Below are 17,811 nucleotides of genomic sequence, written 5' to 3' on the forward strand. Positions count from 1 at the left end.
ACATGCGCTCCATCAGGCCGCGGGCGAGCCGTCTTCGTTGAAGATCCTGCCGTCTGGCGCGCGAAACTGGCGGCGAGACGGGCTCCACTGCGAGCCGGGCGGCACTGTCGGCGGGCGGCGCAGAGGCGGAGGAGGAGCGGCGCCCCGCCCGTCGACGGGCGCCTGCGGCGGCGGAGGCTGGGCGCCGGAGGCGGCTGGCTGGCGGCCATTGCCGATCTCCTCGTCCAGCGCCGCCATGGCCGCGTCGACGCGGCGCCGGATCTCCGCCTCGCGGCGCACCGGGTCGCTCTCAAGCACGTCCCGCTCCGCCGCGGTGCGGAACGCCTGGAAGGCCCGCGTGCGCTGGGCCGGCGTCACCTGGTAGCCGGAGGCGATCAGCGCCGCCTCCTGCGGCGGCACGCCGGCGGCCACCAGCATCTGCCGGCGGGTCTCCATCGCGGCGGGCCGCGCCTGGCTGCCGCTGCGCGGCGGTGAGCGCGTGACCGGGCCGGCGGGCGGCTGCGAGGGCTGGGCGGCGGTCTGGGGATTGTCGCCCCCCGAAGTCGGGGCGCCTGGCGCGGCGGGCTGGCCCGCCACCTCGATCTGCCGGGTGCGCGGGTTGAAGAAGGCCAGCACCTCCTGCTCGTCCCGCTGGATCCACATCGGGCGCCAGTTGGCGCCGGCCCCGCGCGGCGTGCCGGCCGCCTGCAGCGCCGCCAGCGCGTTCCCGGTCTGAAGGTAGGTGGTCAGGAAGGACTGCGCTTGCTGCGGGTCGCCGCCGTAATGCCGCTGCGCCAGCAGGCTGCCCGCTGCGAAGCGGCGCCGGCTTTGCTCATCCGCGCCCGTGATATTCGCCGGGAGCTCCATGCCGATCTGCGCCGCGAACTGGCGGGCGAGGTCCACCTCGCCGCGGCCGATCGCCATCAGGATGTTGCGCTCGGTGGCCTGGCGCGAGCGCGTCTGGGCGGCTGTGGCCTGGCCCGCCGCGCGGGTGCTGGCGATGTCGCGCAGTCGATTGTCGGTCTCCCCGCGCTGGAGGAGGCCCAGGGCGGTCGCCCCGCCGCCAGGCGTGCCCGCGAGGCGCGCCAAGATGGGAGCGTAGGGGTTGCGGGGATCGCGTGCCGGCTGCGCCGGCTGCGGCTGCGGGGGCGCGGCGCCCGGCGTGCCGCCGCCAACGTCCTGGTTGATGCGGCCGGACGGCGGCGGCAGGCCCGCGTCCCAGTTGGGCATCGGGGCGTCGGCGCGGACGGTGGCCGGGTTGTAGAGCGGCTGTCCAACCGCCGCGGTGCGGCGCGCGCTGTCGGCGGCCAGCACCTCCGGCGGGGCGTCCAGCAGCGCGTCGCGTGCCTGCACCGCGCTGGGATCGCGGTAGGTGGGGGCCGGGAACGCGGGGTTGCGATAGGCCGTGAAGCCCTCGTCCGAGGATGCCGCCGGCGCGCCGCCGCTGGCCCGCACGCTTGCGAGGCCTGGACCGGCTGCGGGAGCGGGCGCCGCCGGAGCGGGTTCCGGGGCAGCAGGCTCCGGCCGGCTTCCGGCGGTCATATCCATGATGCCGGCGCGGATGGCAGCATCGGTCGCCTGCGCCTGGTCGCGCTGCCGGCCCTGCGCGATACGCGCGCTCATGGCGTCGTAGCCGGCCAGCGCCGGGTTGGAGCGGATGAAGCCCAGCGAGCCGGACATGCTCAGATGCTCCCCTGGGTCGTGCGGTATTTCTCGGTGTTCGCCGACTTCATGCTGTCCGCGATGACGCTGCCAATGCCGCCGATGGCCTCGCCCCACAGGCTGCCGTTCGCCGTGGTTGCCTGCGCCTGGGTATTGGCCGCCTGCGTCAGCCCGTTCGCCTGCGCGGAGCCATCCGCGGCAAGGCTCTGGGCAATCTGGTTGCCCTGGCCGATCTCGGTATTGGCGATCGCCCCGCCTTCCTGCGCGCGCACCGAGGCCAGGCCGCGCACGGCGCTATCGGCATTGCCCTGCGCGCGCCGGAGCTCGCCGCGCATATCCTGGTCGTGCGCGTCGGCCGCGCTGGCGACGAAGCGGCGATCGCTGTCCTGGACTGCGCGGATGCCCGCCGCCGAACCGCGCAAGCCGGAGGCGGCCAGCGTCGCCATTCCATTCCGGCGCAGGTCGTCCCGCGCGATCTGCTGTGCAGACGTCAGGCCCCGATAGGTTGTCAGCCCAACCGGTCGCGCCTGCGTCAGCGGCGCGATCGTGTCGGCATAGCCCTGGGTGCCCGAGCGGATGGCTGCGATGCCGCGGTCAGCGGCGGCGCGGAATTCTCCGCGCGCCTCCTTGTTGGCGGCGATCTGTGCCTCGGTCGCGGCGAGCTGTCCCGCGGCCGCCGTGTCGGCTGCATCGCGGTTGGCGCTGCTCGCCTGGCTCGCGCCAAAGAGCGCAGTCCCTGCCTGGATGAGCGGCGAAGCAATCTGGAAAAGGCTGCCCAAGTCCATCGGTTGTGCCCCCTTGCCCCTATCAGCCCATCATGCCGGGCGGCGGCGCAGCGCCCATGCCACCCATAGCACCAGCAGCGCCCATCTGGGGCGGAACCGAAGCCTTCAGCGCGCCGGAAATCATCTTCTGGAACTGCGGCCCCAGCACCTCCAGCAGCGCGGACGCCACCATGGGGTCGGAGCCAATCGCCATCATCATCGCCTGCTGCGCCACCGGCGGAAGCGAGGCCAGGCGCATTGCCGCGGCATCGGCGTTCACGCCCTGGCTTTCGTCGGCCGGGGTGAAGGGATCGCTGCCCCGCTGGACGGATGCGTAGGGATGATCCTCGCCCAGGTAGGAGTCTCCATCGACGTTGCCGCCGCCGCCCATGCCTGCGCCGAAGGCGTATTCGTCCTGCTGCGCAACCGATGTCATGGAGGCGACCTCGGCGTCGCCAGGCGGCGGCGCGCCGTCCATGCCCATCCCATCCGGGTCGTAATCGGCGAGGCTGCCTGCGGCGCCCATGCCCTCGTTGCCGAAGGAGCCGCCGAAGGCGTCGTCCATGGTGTTTTCCGCCTGCATGTTCGACATGGGCGCCGGCGCGCTCTGCGGCGCGCCACGCCCGCCCATCGGCGTGTGGAACGGCGCGACTTCATTCGGGCCCGCGCTCGTCACCGGGTCCATCATCATGCCGTTCGTGTTCACCCCCGGCAGACCGCCCCGCGCGCTGGCTTGGCCCGCGCCACCGGCGCGGATCTTCGAGAGCGCATCGAGGCCGTGGCCCTGCTGGACCATGTGGTGGGGGATGACGATCTCGCCCTCATGGACCGTGCCGGCGGGCCGGTCCGGCTGCACGATGCCGTCGTCGCCGGCGCCGGTGTAGCCGCCCTTCATGAACTGACTCTCGCCGCCATACCCGCCATCGGCGGAGCTGTCGCTTGCGCCGTAGCCTCCACCGCCGGAATCGGTTCCCGCGTTATCGCCACCCGGGTCGCTGCCGGAACCATCGGGGCCGGAGTTGCCCGTGCCCGCGGTATCACCCTTGTCTCCGCCGTCCGGGCCGGTGCCACCTTCGGCGTCGCCGCCTGACCCGTCCGGGCCGAAGTTGCCCGTGCCCGCGGTGTCGCTCTTGCTGCCGCCATCAGGCCCCGTGCCGCCCTCATCCGCCGCGACCGCATCCGGCGCGGTTTCCGCGGTCAGGGGATTGTCCGGGGTGACGTTCGAGGTGGTATCGGCCTTGGCCCCACCACTCGTTCCGTCATCTTCGGTGCTGACGTTCTCCGGCGTCGGCTCGGCCAGGCTTTCGCCCAGGGCGCCCCGGGCCACCTGCGTCAGGCTCAGGGTGGGCGGCATGCCCATGAGGTCCGAGAGCGCCAGCGCGGTGAAGGCGCCGAAGGGGTTCAGCGCGCTGGCGGCGTTGGCGATCGAGCCTATTACGCCGGTCAGGCTCTGGTCCGGCGACACCACGTTGTTCTCGGTGGACGGGGCACCATTGGCCCCCCCAAAGTCGGCCGCCCGCCGGTCGATATCCTCGTCGGACTCCGGGCGAATCGTGGAAGCGGGCGAGACCGCCTGCGGCGCCGTGGTCGTGGGGGCGCTCGGCGCATTCGCCACCGGCACCGCGCCCGCGGCCTCGGGATCGCGGCCGAAGCCGGGATAGTTGAACGTCACCCCGCCGCTCCGGCGCGTGGCCGTCTGGTAAGCGGGGCGGTTTCGCGTCGAGATGGAAGCCAGGCCGGAGCGGGTTGCCATGATGGGTGCCCTCTATTTCGCTGCGTTGATGATCGCGTTGAGCTTGTCGTAGGCGTCGGCGAGCTGCTGGGGCTGGTAGGGATCAACGATCGGCCCCACCATCGACGCCAGGCCAGCGATCGCAGCGAGCCGCTCCTCTGCGGCTGCAAGGCGCGCCTCCAGGTCAGCGATCTGATCGGTATGCGTGGCCGATGTGCCGATGACATTGGCCTCCAGCGACAGCGTCCGGAACAGGTCCGCGAGCCAGTCGATGATGGCGCCGAGATCCGTCGTCGTATCGCCGGTGCGGCGCGGCGGTGCGAGGAGGGTGTTGCCAGCTTCGGCTACCATGACCCGCGCTCCATCCGCGCCTGCGCGGAGACGAACTCCACCGGCACCGCGTCGGTGATCGCCACTTCGAGTTGCCAGCTGTGCGCCCAGCCGAAGCCGCCGAAGTCCACGACCATGCGGGTGTCGCCCGGCGCGCCCAAGCCGCGGAAGACCCAGTCTGACCACTTGCCGTTGTCCCGGTTGACCCGGACCATCATCTGCGGCTCCCGCCCCTGGTAGCCGCCAACGGCCCGCTTCAGCCGGATCCGCAGATCGTCCATCCGCGATGGGCCGAAGGAGTCGATGTGCGCCGACCGCCACAGCGCCCGCATCGGCTTGCCCAGGACCGAATATTCGTCCGCCCGCGCCTCGGCGATGCCATCCTCCACGCCGACGAAGGTGCGGCCCCAGGCGCTGGCGATCGACCAGCCCGGCCAGCGATCCGGCCGGCCGTTCTGGCTGTCCCAGCCCCACAGGAACGACCATTTGCTGGCGCGGTAATCCAGGAGGAAGGTGACGCCGGTGGCGCCGTGCGCCTCGCTGACCGCCCTGGGCGCCTGCAGCAGCACCATGCGCTGGCCCTTGATGGCGATGCTGGCCGCCCAGGCGTCGGTCCAGTCCTCGACCTCCTCCAGCGCCAAAGCGATCGCGCGGGACTGCTCGCGGGACACCTGCGCGTTGAAGCGGGTCATCTCCGACCGCTCATTCACACCATAGGTGCCGGCCAAGTCGGTCACCAGCGTGTAGGGGTGCGCCAGGCCCTCGCCCGTCGACCACCGCCGCGCGAAGGGGCGGGCGCCGTTGGACAGCCGCTCAAACTGCTCGATGCTCTCCGGGCCGCAGAGAAGCAGCTCGCGATAAGGCGTGACGGCCACCGCCACCAGGTTGTCCGGCTTGCCATCGGCGCTGAAGACGGACAGCTCGTTCCAAACGCGATAGCTGCCCGGGTCCGAGAAGCGGAACCGGCCGCTGTTCTGCTCGATCGCGATCAGGTAGCCGTCGACGAAAGCGACATGCGTGCTTTCCGGCGCCTCGTCGGAAAGCCGCTCCGTCCGGTCGGTGGAGAGGCTGACCAGCGGGCCGCCCGTCGCGATGACCAGTTGCTCCTCCGTCGCGGCGAAGACAGGCCGCTTGCCCCCCACCAGGGGCACACCCGTCACATCGGCGACCGAGAGATCCTTGCCGATGCGATAGACGCGCCCGCGCTCGGTGGCGGCGATCAGGTCATCGCGCCACTCATGGAGGTAGATCCGGCCTTCGTTGGGCAGTGCCAGCAGGCTGCGCAGGCCGGGGAAGCGCGAGAAGCCCTCCGCCTGGTTGGCATAGACGTTCTCGGCCGCGGCCGGCGCCCTGCGCAGGATGCTTTCGTCGGCATTGGCGAAAAGGGCGTCCTTGAACGGGATATCGGCCCACTGTGCCATTCAGCGCGCCCTCCGCCGGGGGAGCCGATCGCCGGTCTTTGCCGTCATGCCGGCCGCCGGAGGCGCCGCCACACGTTATAGATCGCGGTCAGCACCACGAGCGTGGTGCCCACCGCCGGCGAATGCTCGGCCAGCGGCGCTAGGTCCGGCAGGGCCTCCCCGACCGCCTCCAGCACCGGCCCCACCACGGCCACCGCGGCCACGCCCGCAGCGCCTACGCTGGCCGCCGCCTTGACCGTGCCGGAGGCAAGGGCGGGCGGGCTGAGGCCGGCCAGCTTAAGCCCCGCGGCGATGGTCGCGGCGTCGTAGGGATTGCCGCCGAGCTCGTGGCGGATGATGGCCTCCACCAGCTTCCGCATGGTCTCGTAATCATGCAGGTCGATCTGGTCGGTGGGCGCGTTGCCCAGCGCGCGGGAGACCGCCACGGCGTAGGCGCTGGTCTGGTTCTCCACCGGCGGGGCCCAGCGGTTGATGATGCCAGCCACCGTCCGAAGGCCATGGCGGTCCTGGTAGGTGGTCAGCAGCATCGCCAGGGCGCGGATGCCATGCTCGTGCGTCTCGAACACGGCGAAGCGCGGGGGGCTCCCGGTCGTCTCGCGCCCCACCTGGCCCTGCCACTTGTTCGCCGGGTTGAAGTCGATGTTGCCGGGGTTCTTGTTCCGGTAGCCGCGGCTGGTCTTCGGATCGTTCTTCGCCATCTGTCGGGTTCCTTCTTACGGTCGCATGACGTCGGTTTCGACGACCCATTCCACGATCTGGCTGGTGTTGCCGCGAACCTGGATCAGGGCCGAGCTGCCGGCGACGGCGGCGCGCCAGCCCCATGCGAGGTCGGTCTTGTTCTCCGGCGGGATGACATACCAATCAGCGGCCAGGACATTGCCATCCGCCACTGCCGTCGTGCCGTTGGAGAATACAAGATTCTCGTTGTCGATAAACAGCTTATCCAGGTTCACCAGCGTCATCGTGCCGGCCGTGGTGCCGGTGGTGCTGACCATCAGCGCGCTTGCGCCGGAGGTCACGCCGAAGACGAAGGTGAAGGTCGCAGGAGTCACGCTGGCGCTGTCATAGTTCAGCGTCGTGGCGTCGCGCAGATCGACCGCCTGCGGGGTGAGAGTGGATGTCGCGGTCGCCGTCTTTGCGTCGGAGAAGGTCAGCCCCTCGCCGTTGATGAAGGCCCCCGCAATGTCGCGTAGTGAGAGGGTGCCGGAGGTGGCGCCTGTAACGCCGGCGACACGGGCGACGGCGCCGGATGTGTTGCCGGTCACGATGGTGCCGACCACTGGCGTGGCGCTCGCCAGGTCGTAAGGCAGAGCCGAGCCCGGCCGCGAGTAGGTGGCGACCACTTCGCCCGAGCCCCAATTCCCGCCGTCCCGCTGCCTCCCCAGGATGCGCGACCGCACCCGGATCACCTCGCCCGGCTCCAACTCCCTCGACCAGGCGGTCGTATAGGCGTTATCGGTCGTGACGCCAGGGAACTCCCCTCGCTTGAAGGACGAGTCCCGCATGAGCCGCGCGATCGCGCCGGTCGAGGTCGTATCCGCGTCCTCGGTGCAATCGACCAGCAGGATGGGGAAGGTCGGAACCGAGAGCACGAAGGAGGCGTTCACGAACTCGGTGCGCTCGAAGCGCACATCCTCGCACAGCCCATTGAAGGTCAGCTGCCCGTCGTCGACCCGGGAATGCTGCACCGTCAGCTGCTGCACCGTGTTCTCGTCCTCCCGCGACAGGTCCGAGTCGTCCTGCACCGCAAGGTGGATGTCGTTGTCGAAGAACACGCAGCGATGCAGCAGCACGTCCCGCGCGCCATTCACGAACACGCCGGTCGAATTGAGTCGGAACTGGACACCGCGGATCTCGACCCGGTTCACCGGATCGTCCTCGAAGCTCAACCGGATGCCCTCGCTCGTGCAGCTGGAGATGACGCCCTGATCCCACAGCAGGTCGAAGATCGGCCCGCCGGTGTTGCTCAGGAGCGCGTCACGGTCGCCGCGGATATCGACGCCCACGGCGCAGAGGAAGACATGCAGGCGGATGAACCGCGCCCGGTCACCGCCGCGCATCGCTATGCCCGTGGCGAAGCGGTCGATCGCGACGTTGTCGAGGATCAAGTCGTTCTGGCCGATGGAGAGAACGCCGAAGCTGCCGGTATTCGCATTGACGCCGTCCAGCTTCAGGTCGCGCAGTCCGGCACGGTCGCCGCCGATGGTGCAGACCGCCGTGGTCTGATCGCTTCGCAGAACCGTGCTGTCCCGCCCCCTGCCCACAAGGACGACTCCCTGCGGCAAAGTCCAGGACAGGAATGGCAAGTCGCCGGGCGGCAGGAGGACGGAACCGCCACCCTGCGCGGCGGCGGCGCCAATGGCCGCATCGAGGATCGACTGGTTGGCGGCGGCGCTGGTGCCGAAGGTGCCGAAATTCTCCGTCCGCACCTCCACGTCGAAATGCTGCGCCAGGGTGCGCGAGACGCCACCGCGCGTCGCCGCGGCGGTCGCCGCGCTGGCATTGGCGCCGACCAGCGAGGTCAGCGGAAGCTGCTCAACCGCTGTCTGCTCGCCCTGATTGATTCGCAGCTGGTAGGGCACCCCGACATAGACCGGCTGCGCGAACCGCCCATAGGACGTGCCATCGGTTTCGGAGCGCGACGCGAGCGTCTGCGGGTTCGCCACGGGCAGCGTTAGCGCCGGGTCCGAAAACAAGGAGGCGAGCGTGGTAGTGCCGGCCTGGAACACCTCGACCACCGCGCCGCCGTAGCCGGCGCGCCAGAGGTCGAAGTCGCCGATCCGCTGATAGGCCATGTGCTGTTCCTTTGCCGCCGATCAGGTCAGAACCGTCTCGCTGTCCAGCGTGATGCTGATGCCCGCGGCTTCCGTCCCGGTCTCCGTCACCGCAGTGGCCGCGCCGGTGAGGATGCTGTTGCTGACCACGATCTGGTTCAGCGCCCCGGTAGTGTTTCGCTCGGCGTAGATGCCGTGCTCGCCGCCGCGCGGATTGATGTTCGAGATGGTCCCACCGAACAGATTGCTCGAGCTGTTATTGACCAGGCGCACGCTGGCGCTGCCCGTCACCGTCCCGGGCCCCATCTGAACGCCGTCGATGATGAAATTCTGGAAGCTGCCGCTGCCGCTGCACTCGATGTTGACGCCCGCCCGGGTGTTGTTGCGGCAGCGGATGCGCCGGAAGACGCAGCTTGGGATGAAGCCCGTGGCCTGCACATCAACGGCATACGCGGCCGAACCCGTGGTGACCAACCCGTCGATCTCCACGAAAGCAGAGCCGGCCAGCAACTGCACGGCAACCATGGCCGCCGCATTCAGCGCCGCGCGCATGTTGATGATGGTCGTGCCCTGACCTGTATTGGTCAGCAGCGGGCCGCTGGTGGTGCCAGAGCCGATCCGAACGAGCCCCTCGATCAGGCAGCCATTGGCGTTGACGGCCACGCCGACCCACCCGCCCGTGTTCACGTCGCGCAGGATGCTGTCCGCGCCGTCAAACCGGACATTGGCGCCGCTGGTGCGATCCATCGTCTGTTCGAACTGGATGCCCTCGATGCGCGCCGCCGTATCGGTGAAGTGCATCACATCGCCGGAGGCGAAGTTGACGACGAACACCGTGCGGCGCGTCTGCCCCAGCCCTTCAATGAAGGCGCCGCGCCCGAAGGTCACGCCGTTGTCCAGGCGATACACACCGCCAAGGAACGTCGCGTGCCATTCGGTCAGCAGCGAGCATGCGTCGCTCATCTTCTGGATGATGCCGGCGCAGTTGCCACTGCGGGGGAAGCGGCCCCACCATTCCGGGTAGATCGTGGCGCCGCTGGCGTCGTCATCGTTGCCCTGGAACTTCACGGTGCCGCTACCCGTGAAGATCGGCACGCGATCCGCGAAAACGTGGCGCCCGCGCAGCATCACCAAGATGCCGCTGTCGATCAGCAGCTGCGCTCCGGGCATGAAATACATCGGCACCGTCACGGTGAGAGCCGTGCTGATGCGGAAGGTGCCACTGGGGAAGGTGATGTAGCCGACCGCTGCCTGCATCGCGAGGATGGCGGCGCTGTCGTTGGTCGAACCGTCGCCCTTGGCGCCATACATGACCACCGTTTCCTGGGCGAGGTTCATCTCCTCGCTCAGCAGACCGGCCGCCAGGTCCGTCATGAAGGTGCTGCTGGTGTGGCCTGCGTTGACCACCATGGTCCGTGGGAAGACCGGGTCTCGCAGGCGCTCGCCGGGGAAGTAGAGCGTCCCGGCCTGCCAGATACCGCGCCAGCGATTGGCTTGGCTGACCACGCCCGTCTCGCTGACCTCGTCATCGCGCTCGATCACCATGATGACCGGCTCCCCAACATAGACCGGCTGCGGCCACCGGCCGCGGCTATCGAGAGCAACGGGGTTCGCAAGCAGCGTGGCGCCGACCGGGTTCGCATAGACCGCCGCCAGCGTCTCGGTCCGGTTCAGATCCTCGTCCAGCGTGAAGATGCTGACCGTGGCGCCGGCGTAGAAGGTGTTCTCGATCGCGAAGTCGGGGATGGAGTAGCGCGGAGATGCCATGTGCCGAGCCCTCAGAAATCGTTGTATGCGACGCGCCGCGGCTCATTGGCCTGTTCGTGCGCGTCGTAGGCTTCGAGGTCGGAGAGCAGCCGCGCCGCCTCCAATTGCATGTCACGGACTTCGTCGGCCGGCGCCTTGCGCACAGGCCCATTCGCAAGCTGCGCGGCCAGCGCCGTGACCAGGTAGAGGTTCCAGGCTTCGCGGAAGCCCAGCAGCTTCTCGGTGCTGGCGCCCTGGGTGAGGTCGGGACTGCAGCGTTGCACCACCACATCGAGGCGGTGCGTCAGCGGCGCGGTCGGCGTCGGCCAGACCTGCAGCGTGGGATCTGGCAGGCGGTCGATATGGACCATCTGCGGCGGGCCGCTGGTAATCTCCGCCGCCCTCGCCTCCCATTCGGAGCGTCGGACATTGTCGACCTGCTCCCGGCTGCCGTCCTCCAGGTTCACCAGGTAAACCGCGACGACATGGCTCACGGGCGCCCCGTGCGGCAGCACCGCGGTCAGGTTGTAGGAGGCCTGGCCGGCGGTCAGCTGGATTGGCGCGGTGGCTGGCACCAGCCACCAGATGCGCCGGCGGGCGGCGACCGCGGCCACCACCATGTCGAGCCAGAAGCGCGCCTCCTCCATTTCCCGAGGCCGGGCGCCGCTGTCGTTGATCGAGTAGGAGCCGATCTTGCGCAGCGCGCGCTCGCACAGCTCGCGGATTTCGAGAATTCGCGCCATGACGAGTTACAGCCCGGCCAGCGCGGACTCTTTGTCCTGCAGGCCGAAACCATCGGTCTGCCCGTCGTCATCGTCGAGAGTGCCGTCGATGAGGCTTTCGCCATCGGACGCGCCGGCAGCGGGGCGGCCGCGCTCGGAGATGGTGCCCGGGTTGCCGCCGATCAGGAATTCCAGCACCTGGTCGCGCGGCGCGCCATCCAGCTTGGCGCCGCCGGGGCGCTGCGCCGCGCGCGCGCGCAGGGCCGTCAGCGTGAGCTCGTCGTAGCGGGCGACGCATTCATCCTGCTGCAGATCGGTGACGACGCGCTCGCGGGCCGCCTCCGGCTGCGGCAGGGACCGCTGCTCCTTGCCGTTCTCATCGAAGACGATGAAGGCCGGATCGCGGAGGAAGATGCTCGCGTCGCTGCGCAGCATCGGCGTCGGCTTGTCAATATCCGCGGTCAGCGGATAGGTGCGGCCGCTCGGAACCTGATGGACGCGCGGGCCCTGGGTCGCGTTGCGGTCGCACACGGCCCAGATCACTTGGGTCTGCTCGCTCATGGACATGGTCCTGTCTTTGGGAGGATGGGGGGTCGGGGGCGGCATCAAGCCGCCCCCGGCGGATCAGGCCGCCAGCGCCAGCCGGTAGGGGATGCTGATGAAGCCCTTCCCCGTGTCGGCGTTCATCGAGAGCGTGTAGGTGACGCTCCGCGCGGTGGCGCCGACCACATAGGAGGCCGGCACGAGCACGCTGCCCGCATTGGTGTCCTCCTTGAGCAGCGCGCCGAGAGTGTCGGTGCCAGCCAGGGCCCCGCGAACCGTGCCGAGCGTTGCGATCGAAGCCGCATCGAGGAAGCCATCGGCATCGCCACCGGACTCGCTGGACAGCAGGCCCACGTCGATGTCTTCCGTGGCGTCGATCGCCGTCACCAGCAGGGAGACGAAGGGCGAGACCAGCGCATTGCGCGGAAGGTCGAACCCGGTGTCCTGCTCGACGGAATGGACGACATCGGACGTTGCCCAGGGGATCGTCAGCGTCTGCTCGGCGCGGCCGGTGTCGATGTAGATTTCCTGGACGGCGCCCGGCGCGACGCCGCGCCGGACGAAGGCCTGGCCGCCCGGCGCCATGCCATACAGGTCGACCGTCTCGACGGTCGCCAGGGTCATGAACCGGATCTTGCCGCGGGTCGGCGTCAGCGGGTTCGCCATCGCCAGGTTGGTGTCGGGGTTGTAGATCGTGGCCTTCGCCGCGTCGTCGGCGGTGGCCACATAGACCGTGCCGCCGGCGACGGCGATGGTGGTGCCGCTCGCGCTGTCCTGCAGCTGCACCTCGTAGATATGGAACTGAGTCTCGGCCATCTGTGCATGCTCCTGCTGCCCCCGCGCGCAGGGGCGCGAAGAGGTTGCGTCGGGATTGAAGGGGAGAAGCGGGCGGGCCTTCCGGCGCCGCCCGCGTTGGCGGCGATCAGGCCGCGGAGGCGGCCGTGAACAGCGACACCACGCCGAAATCCTGGCGGGTGCGGTTGTCGATCAGCGACTTCCAGTTGGGCTTCAGCATGCCGATGATGCGGCCGATGCCGATGCCGGGGCGGTTCTTGTAGTCCGTGTTATCGGACTCGGCGTAATCGACGTTGCCCAGCTGCGCGAAGCCGAGCGCCTGCGCGCCCAACAGCAGCGCCTGGGCGCCGTCGATGGTGGAGCCGGCGCCCCACTTGTCGACGCCGGAGGTCAGGCCCAGCGTGTTCGCCACCTTCTGGTGGTCGTAGAGCACCACGCCCTCCACCACCGCCGTCGCACCCTTGAACAGCGGGTTATCGGTGCCGCGCGGCGCGGCCTTCGACACCAGCGTCTGGTAGGTGTTGTCGGTCTTCAGGTCGCGCATCTGCTCGGTGGAGAGCACCATGGCGTAGTAGTCCCGGCCGCCGGAGCGGATCGGCTTCACCAGCTTGCGCTTGGCAAACGCCGCCGTGGTGACGATCAGGTTCCAGTTGATCTTGTCCGAGGCCGTCAGCGAGGCGGTGCTGGTGGCCGTGCCGGCATAGCGGACGCGGCCGCTGGAGGGCGCCACGACATCCGCCGCGAAGGCCAGGCCGGGCAGCTGCGACGAGGCGTTGCGCGTCGAGCCATCCAGCTTCTTCGTGTAGGGGATGCCGGAGATCGTCAGGAAGGCCAGCTCGTCGATCTTGTCGGCGAGCCAGAACGACAGCTTCTCCTTGGACTGGGTGCGGAAGCGGATGACCGTCTCCTGCTCCGCCATCTTGCCCTTCGACCGGGTGCCGTTCCGCAGCTGGTCGATGGTGATGGTCAGGGTATCGTTCCAGAGGCTTTCCTCGTTGCCCTCCAGCAGGTTGTCCCCGACCACACCATCGCCTTCCATGTCGCCCACCAGCGACATGACGCAGGTTCGGCCCTTCTCGGTCTCGGTCAGCTGCGTGATGCGCTGGATCACGCTGCCGGTGCCGTCGCCGATGAAACCGTTGGAGAACCAGAAGTTCTGCTCGCGGCCGGCCATCCAGATTTCGGAAGACCAGACGCGCTTCTTGGCGGTGCTCAGGGCACCGAAGTCAGTGGCGGCCATTGAGGCCTCCTATCGTCCTATCGCGTGGATGCGAGGATCGCCGCGCGGGTCTGGGCAGGCAGAGCGGCGATCTGTTCGTCAGACATCCGCTCAAGCTGAGCGGCGCTGAAGCCGCCTTCGGCTGCCGTGCCCATCCCGGAGGGATCCGGTGGGAGGTTCGCCGCCATGTCCATCTTGGCCTGGCGCGCCTTCGCGGCCGGGGAGAGGGTCGGCGGTTGGGTGGTCGCTTGCTGCTGACGATTGCCGGCGGGTGCCGCGGCGGGCGGGGCCTTGAGGCCGAGCACCGCCGCATTGGCGCGGGCGAGATGCGCCACCGATTCCCGAAGGATGATCGTGTCCCGGGTGGGGTGCCCGGTCATCCTCTTGTTCGAGCCTGGGAAGACGCCGCCATTGGCGGCCGCCATCTGTTCCGCCATGCCGGCCAGCAAGGAAGCCTGCTGTTCGGTCAGGGCGGCGGCCTCGGGGAATTGCTTCTGCAGCTCCGTGAGGTGCGTCTCCTCGATGATCTCGTCCATCAGCGCGGCGCGCTGCGGGGCGGGAGTCGGTTCGGCCCTCTGCAGCGCCTGGATCTGCTCCCAGGTCGCCACTCGGGCCTCCTCGAACTCGGTCATCGTGATCGCGCCGCTGTCGAATTCCGCGGCCTTGGCCAGAAGGGCGGCCTTCAAGGCTGCCGTCTGGGAGGCTGCGTCGACAGGCGCCGCTTGCGCGGGAGGCTGCTGCTCGGGCCGCCCGGCGGGTGCCGGATTGCCCTTACGGGTGGCCTCCAGCGCGCCCTCCAGGTAGGCCGCGCGCTCCTGCTGCTCCCGCAGCTGCCGGTTCACTTCGGCAAACCGGCTGTAGGGGACGGGCGGAGGCGAGGCCTTGGGGGGCTCCTGCGGAGCCGGAGCTGACGTAGCGGTGGGCGCCGGCGCTGCCGGAGGCTGCTGCTGCGCCTGGTCGCCACCCTTGGACTCGGCTTCGACTGCCGCCAGTGCGGCGGCAAGCTCGATGGCGTCCGGATCTTGGGAGGTGCTGGGCGCCGGGCTGGAGGCGTCCGGCTGGCTGGCCGGTGCCTGCTGCTCGACAGCGGTTGGGCGTGCGTCGTCGCCGCTCAGGGCAGAGCCCTGATCGTTGCCTTCGATCGTCATCAGATCCTCTTTCGCGGGATAGCGGGTTGTGCGCCCTTACCCAGGCGGCGGGGTCACGGATCTCGCTCCGTGACAGGCGAACTCAGTGGCGGGCGCGGTCGCGCCGCAGCGCGCGCATCGTCGTCTCCGCCGGGGCCACGTCGACCTTGGCCTGCTGCTCCGTCATCTGCTCCAGCACCGCATGCGCCTGGCGCCCGAAGTCGATCTCGGTCCAGGTCAGTAGGGGCTCGGGAGGCCCCATCTCCCACACCGCTTGGAGGTCGCCATCCTGGTCGCGCCAGAGGGCGAAGATCTCCTTCGACTGGCAGCTATAGGCCACCACCCAGTGGCCGCTCCGCGCTTCCTGGCGGTTGGTGGCGATGGCGATGCCCACCATCAGCGCCTGCACCGCGCGCCCGGGGTGCTCCAGGCCCGGCCGGCTGCCGCGCCAGGCGCCATGCCCGCCGCTGGTGAGCAGCACCGCGAACCAGTCCGAGCAGACCTGGGTGGCAATCTGGTAGGCGAGCGAGGCGACGATGACGGCGTCGCTGCAGCGATGCAGCCCGGCCGGGACTCGGAATTCGGTGCGGGCGACGCCGCCCGCCAGCATGGTCACTGACATGGTCCTGATCCTCGGTCTCAGATAGGCGCCGGCGCGCCCGGCTCAGGGCCGGCCGGGAGGCTGCCGCCGTCCCTGCCTACCCGGCTGCCGCCTGGGCCCGGGCCAGGGGCGTCCTGGCCCGCTGGCGCGGGTGCAGAGCCGCCCTGCCCGCCTGGCGGCCCCTTGCCCCCGCCGGGCGGCTGCGCGGCGGCCGCGGCGGCCGCCTGTTGGGCCTCGGCCTGGCGCGCCATGGCGACCGCCAGCTTCAGTTCCTCCTTCCGGGCGACGGACGTGGCGTCGATGATGAAGTCGTCCGGGATCGGAACGCCCATCCCCTTCAACTCCATCAGCTCCTCGAACTGCGCCTCCAGGAAGCTCTTGCTCAGCGGGGTCTCGTCGATCGCGATGGCGTAGCTGCCCAGCGTCACGTCGTTCACCACGCCGGCGGCGGTGCGCTGGTTGATGACCTTCTCGATCATCGTCCGGCCAGGCCCGGTCGTGCGGATCACCCGCTCCTCGGTGTAGTGGTTCTGGACGATCTCCAGCTGCCGCCCGCCCAGCAGCTCCTTGGACCGCTGGAAATTCGCGGTGAAAAGCTCCTGGCCCATGATGGCCTGGCGCTGCCGGCGCTCGATCGACCGGCCGCTCGCCGCCGCCGCATCCAGCTCGCCCATCGCCGCATCGTTGATGCCGGCGATCTTCATCATGTCGTCCTCGGCGTCCTTCTCCAGCTGGGCAAAGCTGGCGGGCGTCGTGGCGACCTGGATCTGCGAAGGGGCGGACAGCGTGCCTTCCTTGGAATCGTATTCCAAGTTGAAGCCGGGGCTGCCGCCGTTCCTCTCCAGGTTGTCCTTCTGCTGCGCGTCCAGGCTCCCGCGCGGATACATCCAGCCGCCATTCGAGGACCGGCCCAGGATGTTCAGTCGCACGCTGCGCCGCTTGTTCTTCTCGTCCTGCGCGTCGAGCAGGTGCTCGACCATCCCCTGCGTCACGCCGCGGCGGAAGTAGGGGAAGAACGGCACGATGGTGAAGCTGTCGTAGGGGCTCCAATCGTCATAGGCGATCACGTCGCCGATCATGTGGGTCTGGCGCAGGCGGCGGGTGGCCTGCCTCTGCACCACCAGCGGCTGGCGCATGACATCGCGCGCCCAGGTCAGCGTCTTCTTCGTCTTCTCCGGCCCCCAGGAGTCCGGCACCGCCCGCTTGTCGCCGGTCTCCAGGTCGACAAAGAACCATCGCTCGCACAGCACATAATGCTGGATCTCGAGCAGGCGGATGGCTTTCCGCGTGGCGTCGAGGAAGTCGTAGAAATAGGTCGAGAAGGTCTTGTCGCCTTCCTCCAGCCCGAAGGCGCGCACGGGTGTCGTCTCGCTGACGACATCCGAGCTCGACATTGGCATCCCGCTGCTGACGCCGCCGGCCTGCATGAATGGGCCGATCATCTCGGCGATCGTCTTGCCGTAGAAGAACTGCACCTCCTCATAGGAGGTCCAGCGGGACGCCATGATGAAGGCGCCCTCATTCAGGTCGTAGGCGTCGGCGTCGGGGTCCAGGTAGGTGGAAAAGGGGTCCTGCGCGCGGCACTTCACCGCGCCCAGCGTGTTCTTCCGGAAGTCGAGCCGCATGTCGTAGAAGCCGCGGCCGGTGATGATGCCATCCATGAACACCTCGGTGTCCACATAGGCCTGCTGATTCGCCTCCGCGATCTGCTTCGCCACATGGGTCAGCACCGCGGCCGTCTCGGACGTGCCCAGGCCGTCGAAGCCCGGCTTGTAGGCGATATCGGTGCGGTTGTTGATGTGATAGCCCAGCACCAGGTTCACCAGCCGCCGGATCATGTTCAGCGTGAGTGCCGGCCGCTTCTCCCGCGCCAGCTTTTCCAGGTCAGCCTGGCCCCACTGGCGACCCTCGACATAATCCACGCACTTCTTGGCATTCTCCGACCACTGCGCCAGCGCGTCGCTTGCCCGGCGGAAGCGGTTCGCGTGCAGCAGTATCCGGTGCTGATCCTGCGGCGGCACCGGCCGGCGCGGCGCAATGATGCTCATGGGCGGGCAGTCCTTTGTTCGCGCAGGATCGCCTCACGCCGCAGTGTCTCGATTTCGCGAAGTATCGCTGCCGCGGTGCTGGCCAGCGCGGCCAGCTCCCGCTGCATTGCGTCCAGCTTCGCCTGGTCGCGGGTATCCGACTGCTCCAGCCGCTCGATGCGCTGGATGATCTCGGCCCGCCCTTGCTGTCTCTGCGCCTCGATCACTCTCATGCGCTGGCCCAGGTCGTTGATCCGATCCGCCGCCCAATAGATGGAGGCCAGCATGACGGGCACGCCAAGCAGTGTGATGGCGCGAGCGGCCAGGGTCACCATTGCGCTATCCACGACTGAACGGGCTGCTTCCTCA

Annotated in this window: 16 protein-coding genes; all 16 read right to left on the bottom strand. The window is 69.2% G+C overall.

Features of this window, described 5'->3' with window-relative positions:
- Positions 1-12: 12 nt before the first annotated feature.
- Positions 13-1,659, bottom strand: coding sequence for a hypothetical protein (locus tag J3S20_RS20265; RefSeq protein ID WP_216838333.1), 1,647 nt, complete (start codon positions 1,657-1,659; stop codon positions 13-15).
- A 2-nt stretch (positions 1,660-1,661) separates the two neighbouring features.
- On the bottom strand, positions 1,662-2,426 hold the full coding sequence (locus tag J3S20_RS20270) for a hypothetical protein (protein ID WP_216838335.1): 765 nt from the start codon (positions 2,424-2,426) through the stop codon (positions 1,662-1,664).
- Positions 2,427-2,448: 22 nt separating this feature from the next.
- Complete coding sequence (locus J3S20_RS20275; RefSeq protein WP_216838337.1) at positions 2,449-4,158, bottom strand: hypothetical protein; 1,710 nt, start codon at positions 4,156-4,158, stop codon at positions 2,449-2,451.
- Between the two features lie 12 nt (positions 4,159-4,170).
- Positions 4,171-4,488: a hypothetical protein gene (locus tag J3S20_RS20280; RefSeq protein ID WP_216838338.1), complete on the bottom strand. Its 318-nt coding sequence runs from the start codon at positions 4,486-4,488 to the stop codon at positions 4,171-4,173.
- Positions 4,482-5,888 carry a hypothetical protein gene (locus J3S20_RS20285; protein ID WP_216838339.1) on the bottom strand — a complete coding sequence of 469 codons (1,407 nt, stop codon included), beginning with the start codon at positions 5,886-5,888 and terminating at the stop codon, positions 4,482-4,484. Before J3S20_RS20285 ends, J3S20_RS20280 begins: the two co-directional genes overlap by 7 nt.
- Positions 5,889-5,932: 44 nt before the next feature.
- Positions 5,933-6,586: a structural protein gene (locus J3S20_RS20290; RefSeq protein ID WP_216838340.1), complete on the bottom strand. Its 654-nt coding sequence runs from the start codon at positions 6,584-6,586 to the stop codon at positions 5,933-5,935.
- A gap of 15 nt (positions 6,587-6,601) precedes the next feature.
- Positions 6,602-8,683 (bottom strand): right-handed parallel beta-helix repeat-containing protein, encoded by a 2,082-nt coding sequence (locus J3S20_RS20295; RefSeq protein ID WP_216838341.1) that lies wholly within the window; start codon positions 8,681-8,683, stop codon positions 6,602-6,604.
- A gap of 21 nt (positions 8,684-8,704) precedes the next feature.
- Positions 8,705-10,429, bottom strand: a complete 1,725-nt coding sequence (locus J3S20_RS20300) for a glycoside hydrolase family 55 protein (RefSeq protein ID WP_216838342.1) — start codon at positions 10,427-10,429, stop codon at positions 8,705-8,707.
- A gap of 11 nt (positions 10,430-10,440) precedes the next feature.
- Positions 10,441-11,151, bottom strand: coding sequence for a phage adaptor protein (locus tag J3S20_RS20305; RefSeq protein ID WP_216838343.1), 711 nt, complete (start codon positions 11,149-11,151; stop codon positions 10,441-10,443).
- 6 nt (positions 11,152-11,157) lie between these two features.
- Complete coding sequence (locus J3S20_RS20310) at positions 11,158-11,691, bottom strand: hypothetical protein (RefSeq protein ID WP_216838344.1); 534 nt, start codon at positions 11,689-11,691, stop codon at positions 11,158-11,160.
- 63 nt (positions 11,692-11,754) lie between these two features.
- Complete coding sequence (locus J3S20_RS20315; RefSeq protein WP_216838345.1) at positions 11,755-12,489, bottom strand: hypothetical protein; 735 nt, start codon at positions 12,487-12,489, stop codon at positions 11,755-11,757.
- 106 nt (positions 12,490-12,595) lie between these two features.
- The gene (locus J3S20_RS20320; RefSeq protein WP_216838346.1) at positions 12,596-13,708 is read right to left on the bottom strand and encodes a N4-gp56 family major capsid protein; all 1,113 of its coding nucleotides are present in this window, start codon (positions 13,706-13,708) and stop codon (positions 12,596-12,598) included.
- Positions 13,709-13,725: 17 nt separating this feature from the next.
- Positions 13,726-14,835, bottom strand: a complete 1,110-nt coding sequence (locus J3S20_RS20325) for a hypothetical protein (RefSeq protein WP_216838347.1) — start codon at positions 14,833-14,835, stop codon at positions 13,726-13,728.
- Positions 14,836-14,917: 82 nt separating this feature from the next.
- Positions 14,918-15,436, bottom strand: a complete 519-nt coding sequence (locus J3S20_RS20330; protein WP_216838348.1) for a hypothetical protein — start codon at positions 15,434-15,436, stop codon at positions 14,918-14,920.
- Between the two features lie 17 nt (positions 15,437-15,453).
- Positions 15,454-17,463 (bottom strand): portal protein, encoded by a 2,010-nt coding sequence (locus J3S20_RS20335; protein ID WP_216838349.1) that lies wholly within the window; start codon positions 17,461-17,463, stop codon positions 15,454-15,456.
- Positions 17,460-17,777 carry a hypothetical protein gene (locus J3S20_RS20340; RefSeq protein ID WP_216838350.1) on the bottom strand — a complete coding sequence of 106 codons (318 nt, stop codon included), beginning with the start codon at positions 17,775-17,777 and terminating at the stop codon, positions 17,460-17,462. Before J3S20_RS20340 ends, J3S20_RS20335 begins: the two co-directional genes overlap by 4 nt.
- Positions 17,778-17,811: the final 34 nt, after the last annotated feature.

Source organism: Falsiroseomonas tokyonensis, assembly GCF_019024325.1.
GTDB lineage: Bacteria > Pseudomonadota > Alphaproteobacteria > Acetobacterales > Acetobacteraceae > Falsiroseomonas > Falsiroseomonas tokyonensis.

Coding starts and splice junctions, on each gene's coding strand:
- J3S20_RS20265 (WP_216838333.1), bottom strand. CDS start 1,659: ATGTCCGGCTCGCTGGGCTTCATCCGCTCCAACCCGGCGCTGGCCGGC.
- J3S20_RS20270 (WP_216838335.1), bottom strand. CDS start 2,426: ATGGACTTGGGCAGCCTTTTCCAGATTGCTTCGCCGCTCATCCAGGCA.
- J3S20_RS20275 (WP_216838337.1), bottom strand. CDS start 4,158: ATGGCAACCCGCTCCGGCCTGGCTTCCATCTCGACGCGAAACCGCCCC.
- J3S20_RS20280 (WP_216838338.1), bottom strand. CDS start 4,488: ATGGTAGCCGAAGCTGGCAACACCCTCCTCGCACCGCCGCGCCGCACC.
- J3S20_RS20285 (WP_216838339.1), bottom strand. CDS start 5,888: ATGGCACAGTGGGCCGATATCCCGTTCAAGGACGCCCTTTTCGCCAAT.
- J3S20_RS20290 (WP_216838340.1), bottom strand. CDS start 6,586: ATGGCGAAGAACGATCCGAAGACCAGCCGCGGCTACCGGAACAAGAAC.
- J3S20_RS20295 (WP_216838341.1), bottom strand. CDS start 8,683: ATGGCCTATCAGCGGATCGGCGACTTCGACCTCTGGCGCGCCGGCTAC.
- J3S20_RS20300 (WP_216838342.1), bottom strand. CDS start 10,429: ATGGCATCTCCGCGCTACTCCATCCCCGACTTCGCGATCGAGAACACC.
- J3S20_RS20305 (WP_216838343.1), bottom strand. CDS start 11,151: ATGGCGCGAATTCTCGAAATCCGCGAGCTGTGCGAGCGCGCGCTGCGC.
- J3S20_RS20310 (WP_216838344.1), bottom strand. CDS start 11,691: ATGAGCGAGCAGACCCAAGTGATCTGGGCCGTGTGCGACCGCAACGCG.
- J3S20_RS20315 (WP_216838345.1), bottom strand. CDS start 12,489: ATGGCCGAGACTCAGTTCCATATCTACGAGGTGCAGCTGCAGGACAGC.
- J3S20_RS20320 (WP_216838346.1), bottom strand. CDS start 13,708: ATGGCCGCCACTGACTTCGGTGCCCTGAGCACCGCCAAGAAGCGCGTC.
- J3S20_RS20325 (WP_216838347.1), bottom strand. CDS start 14,835: ATGACGATCGAAGGCAACGATCAGGGCTCTGCCCTGAGCGGCGACGAC.
- J3S20_RS20330 (WP_216838348.1), bottom strand. CDS start 15,436: ATGTCAGTGACCATGCTGGCGGGCGGCGTCGCCCGCACCGAATTCCGA.
- J3S20_RS20335 (WP_216838349.1), bottom strand. CDS start 17,463: ATGAGCATCATTGCGCCGCGCCGGCCGGTGCCGCCGCAGGATCAGCAC.
- J3S20_RS20340 (WP_216838350.1), bottom strand. CDS start 17,777: ATGGTGACCCTGGCCGCTCGCGCCATCACACTGCTTGGCGTGCCCGTC.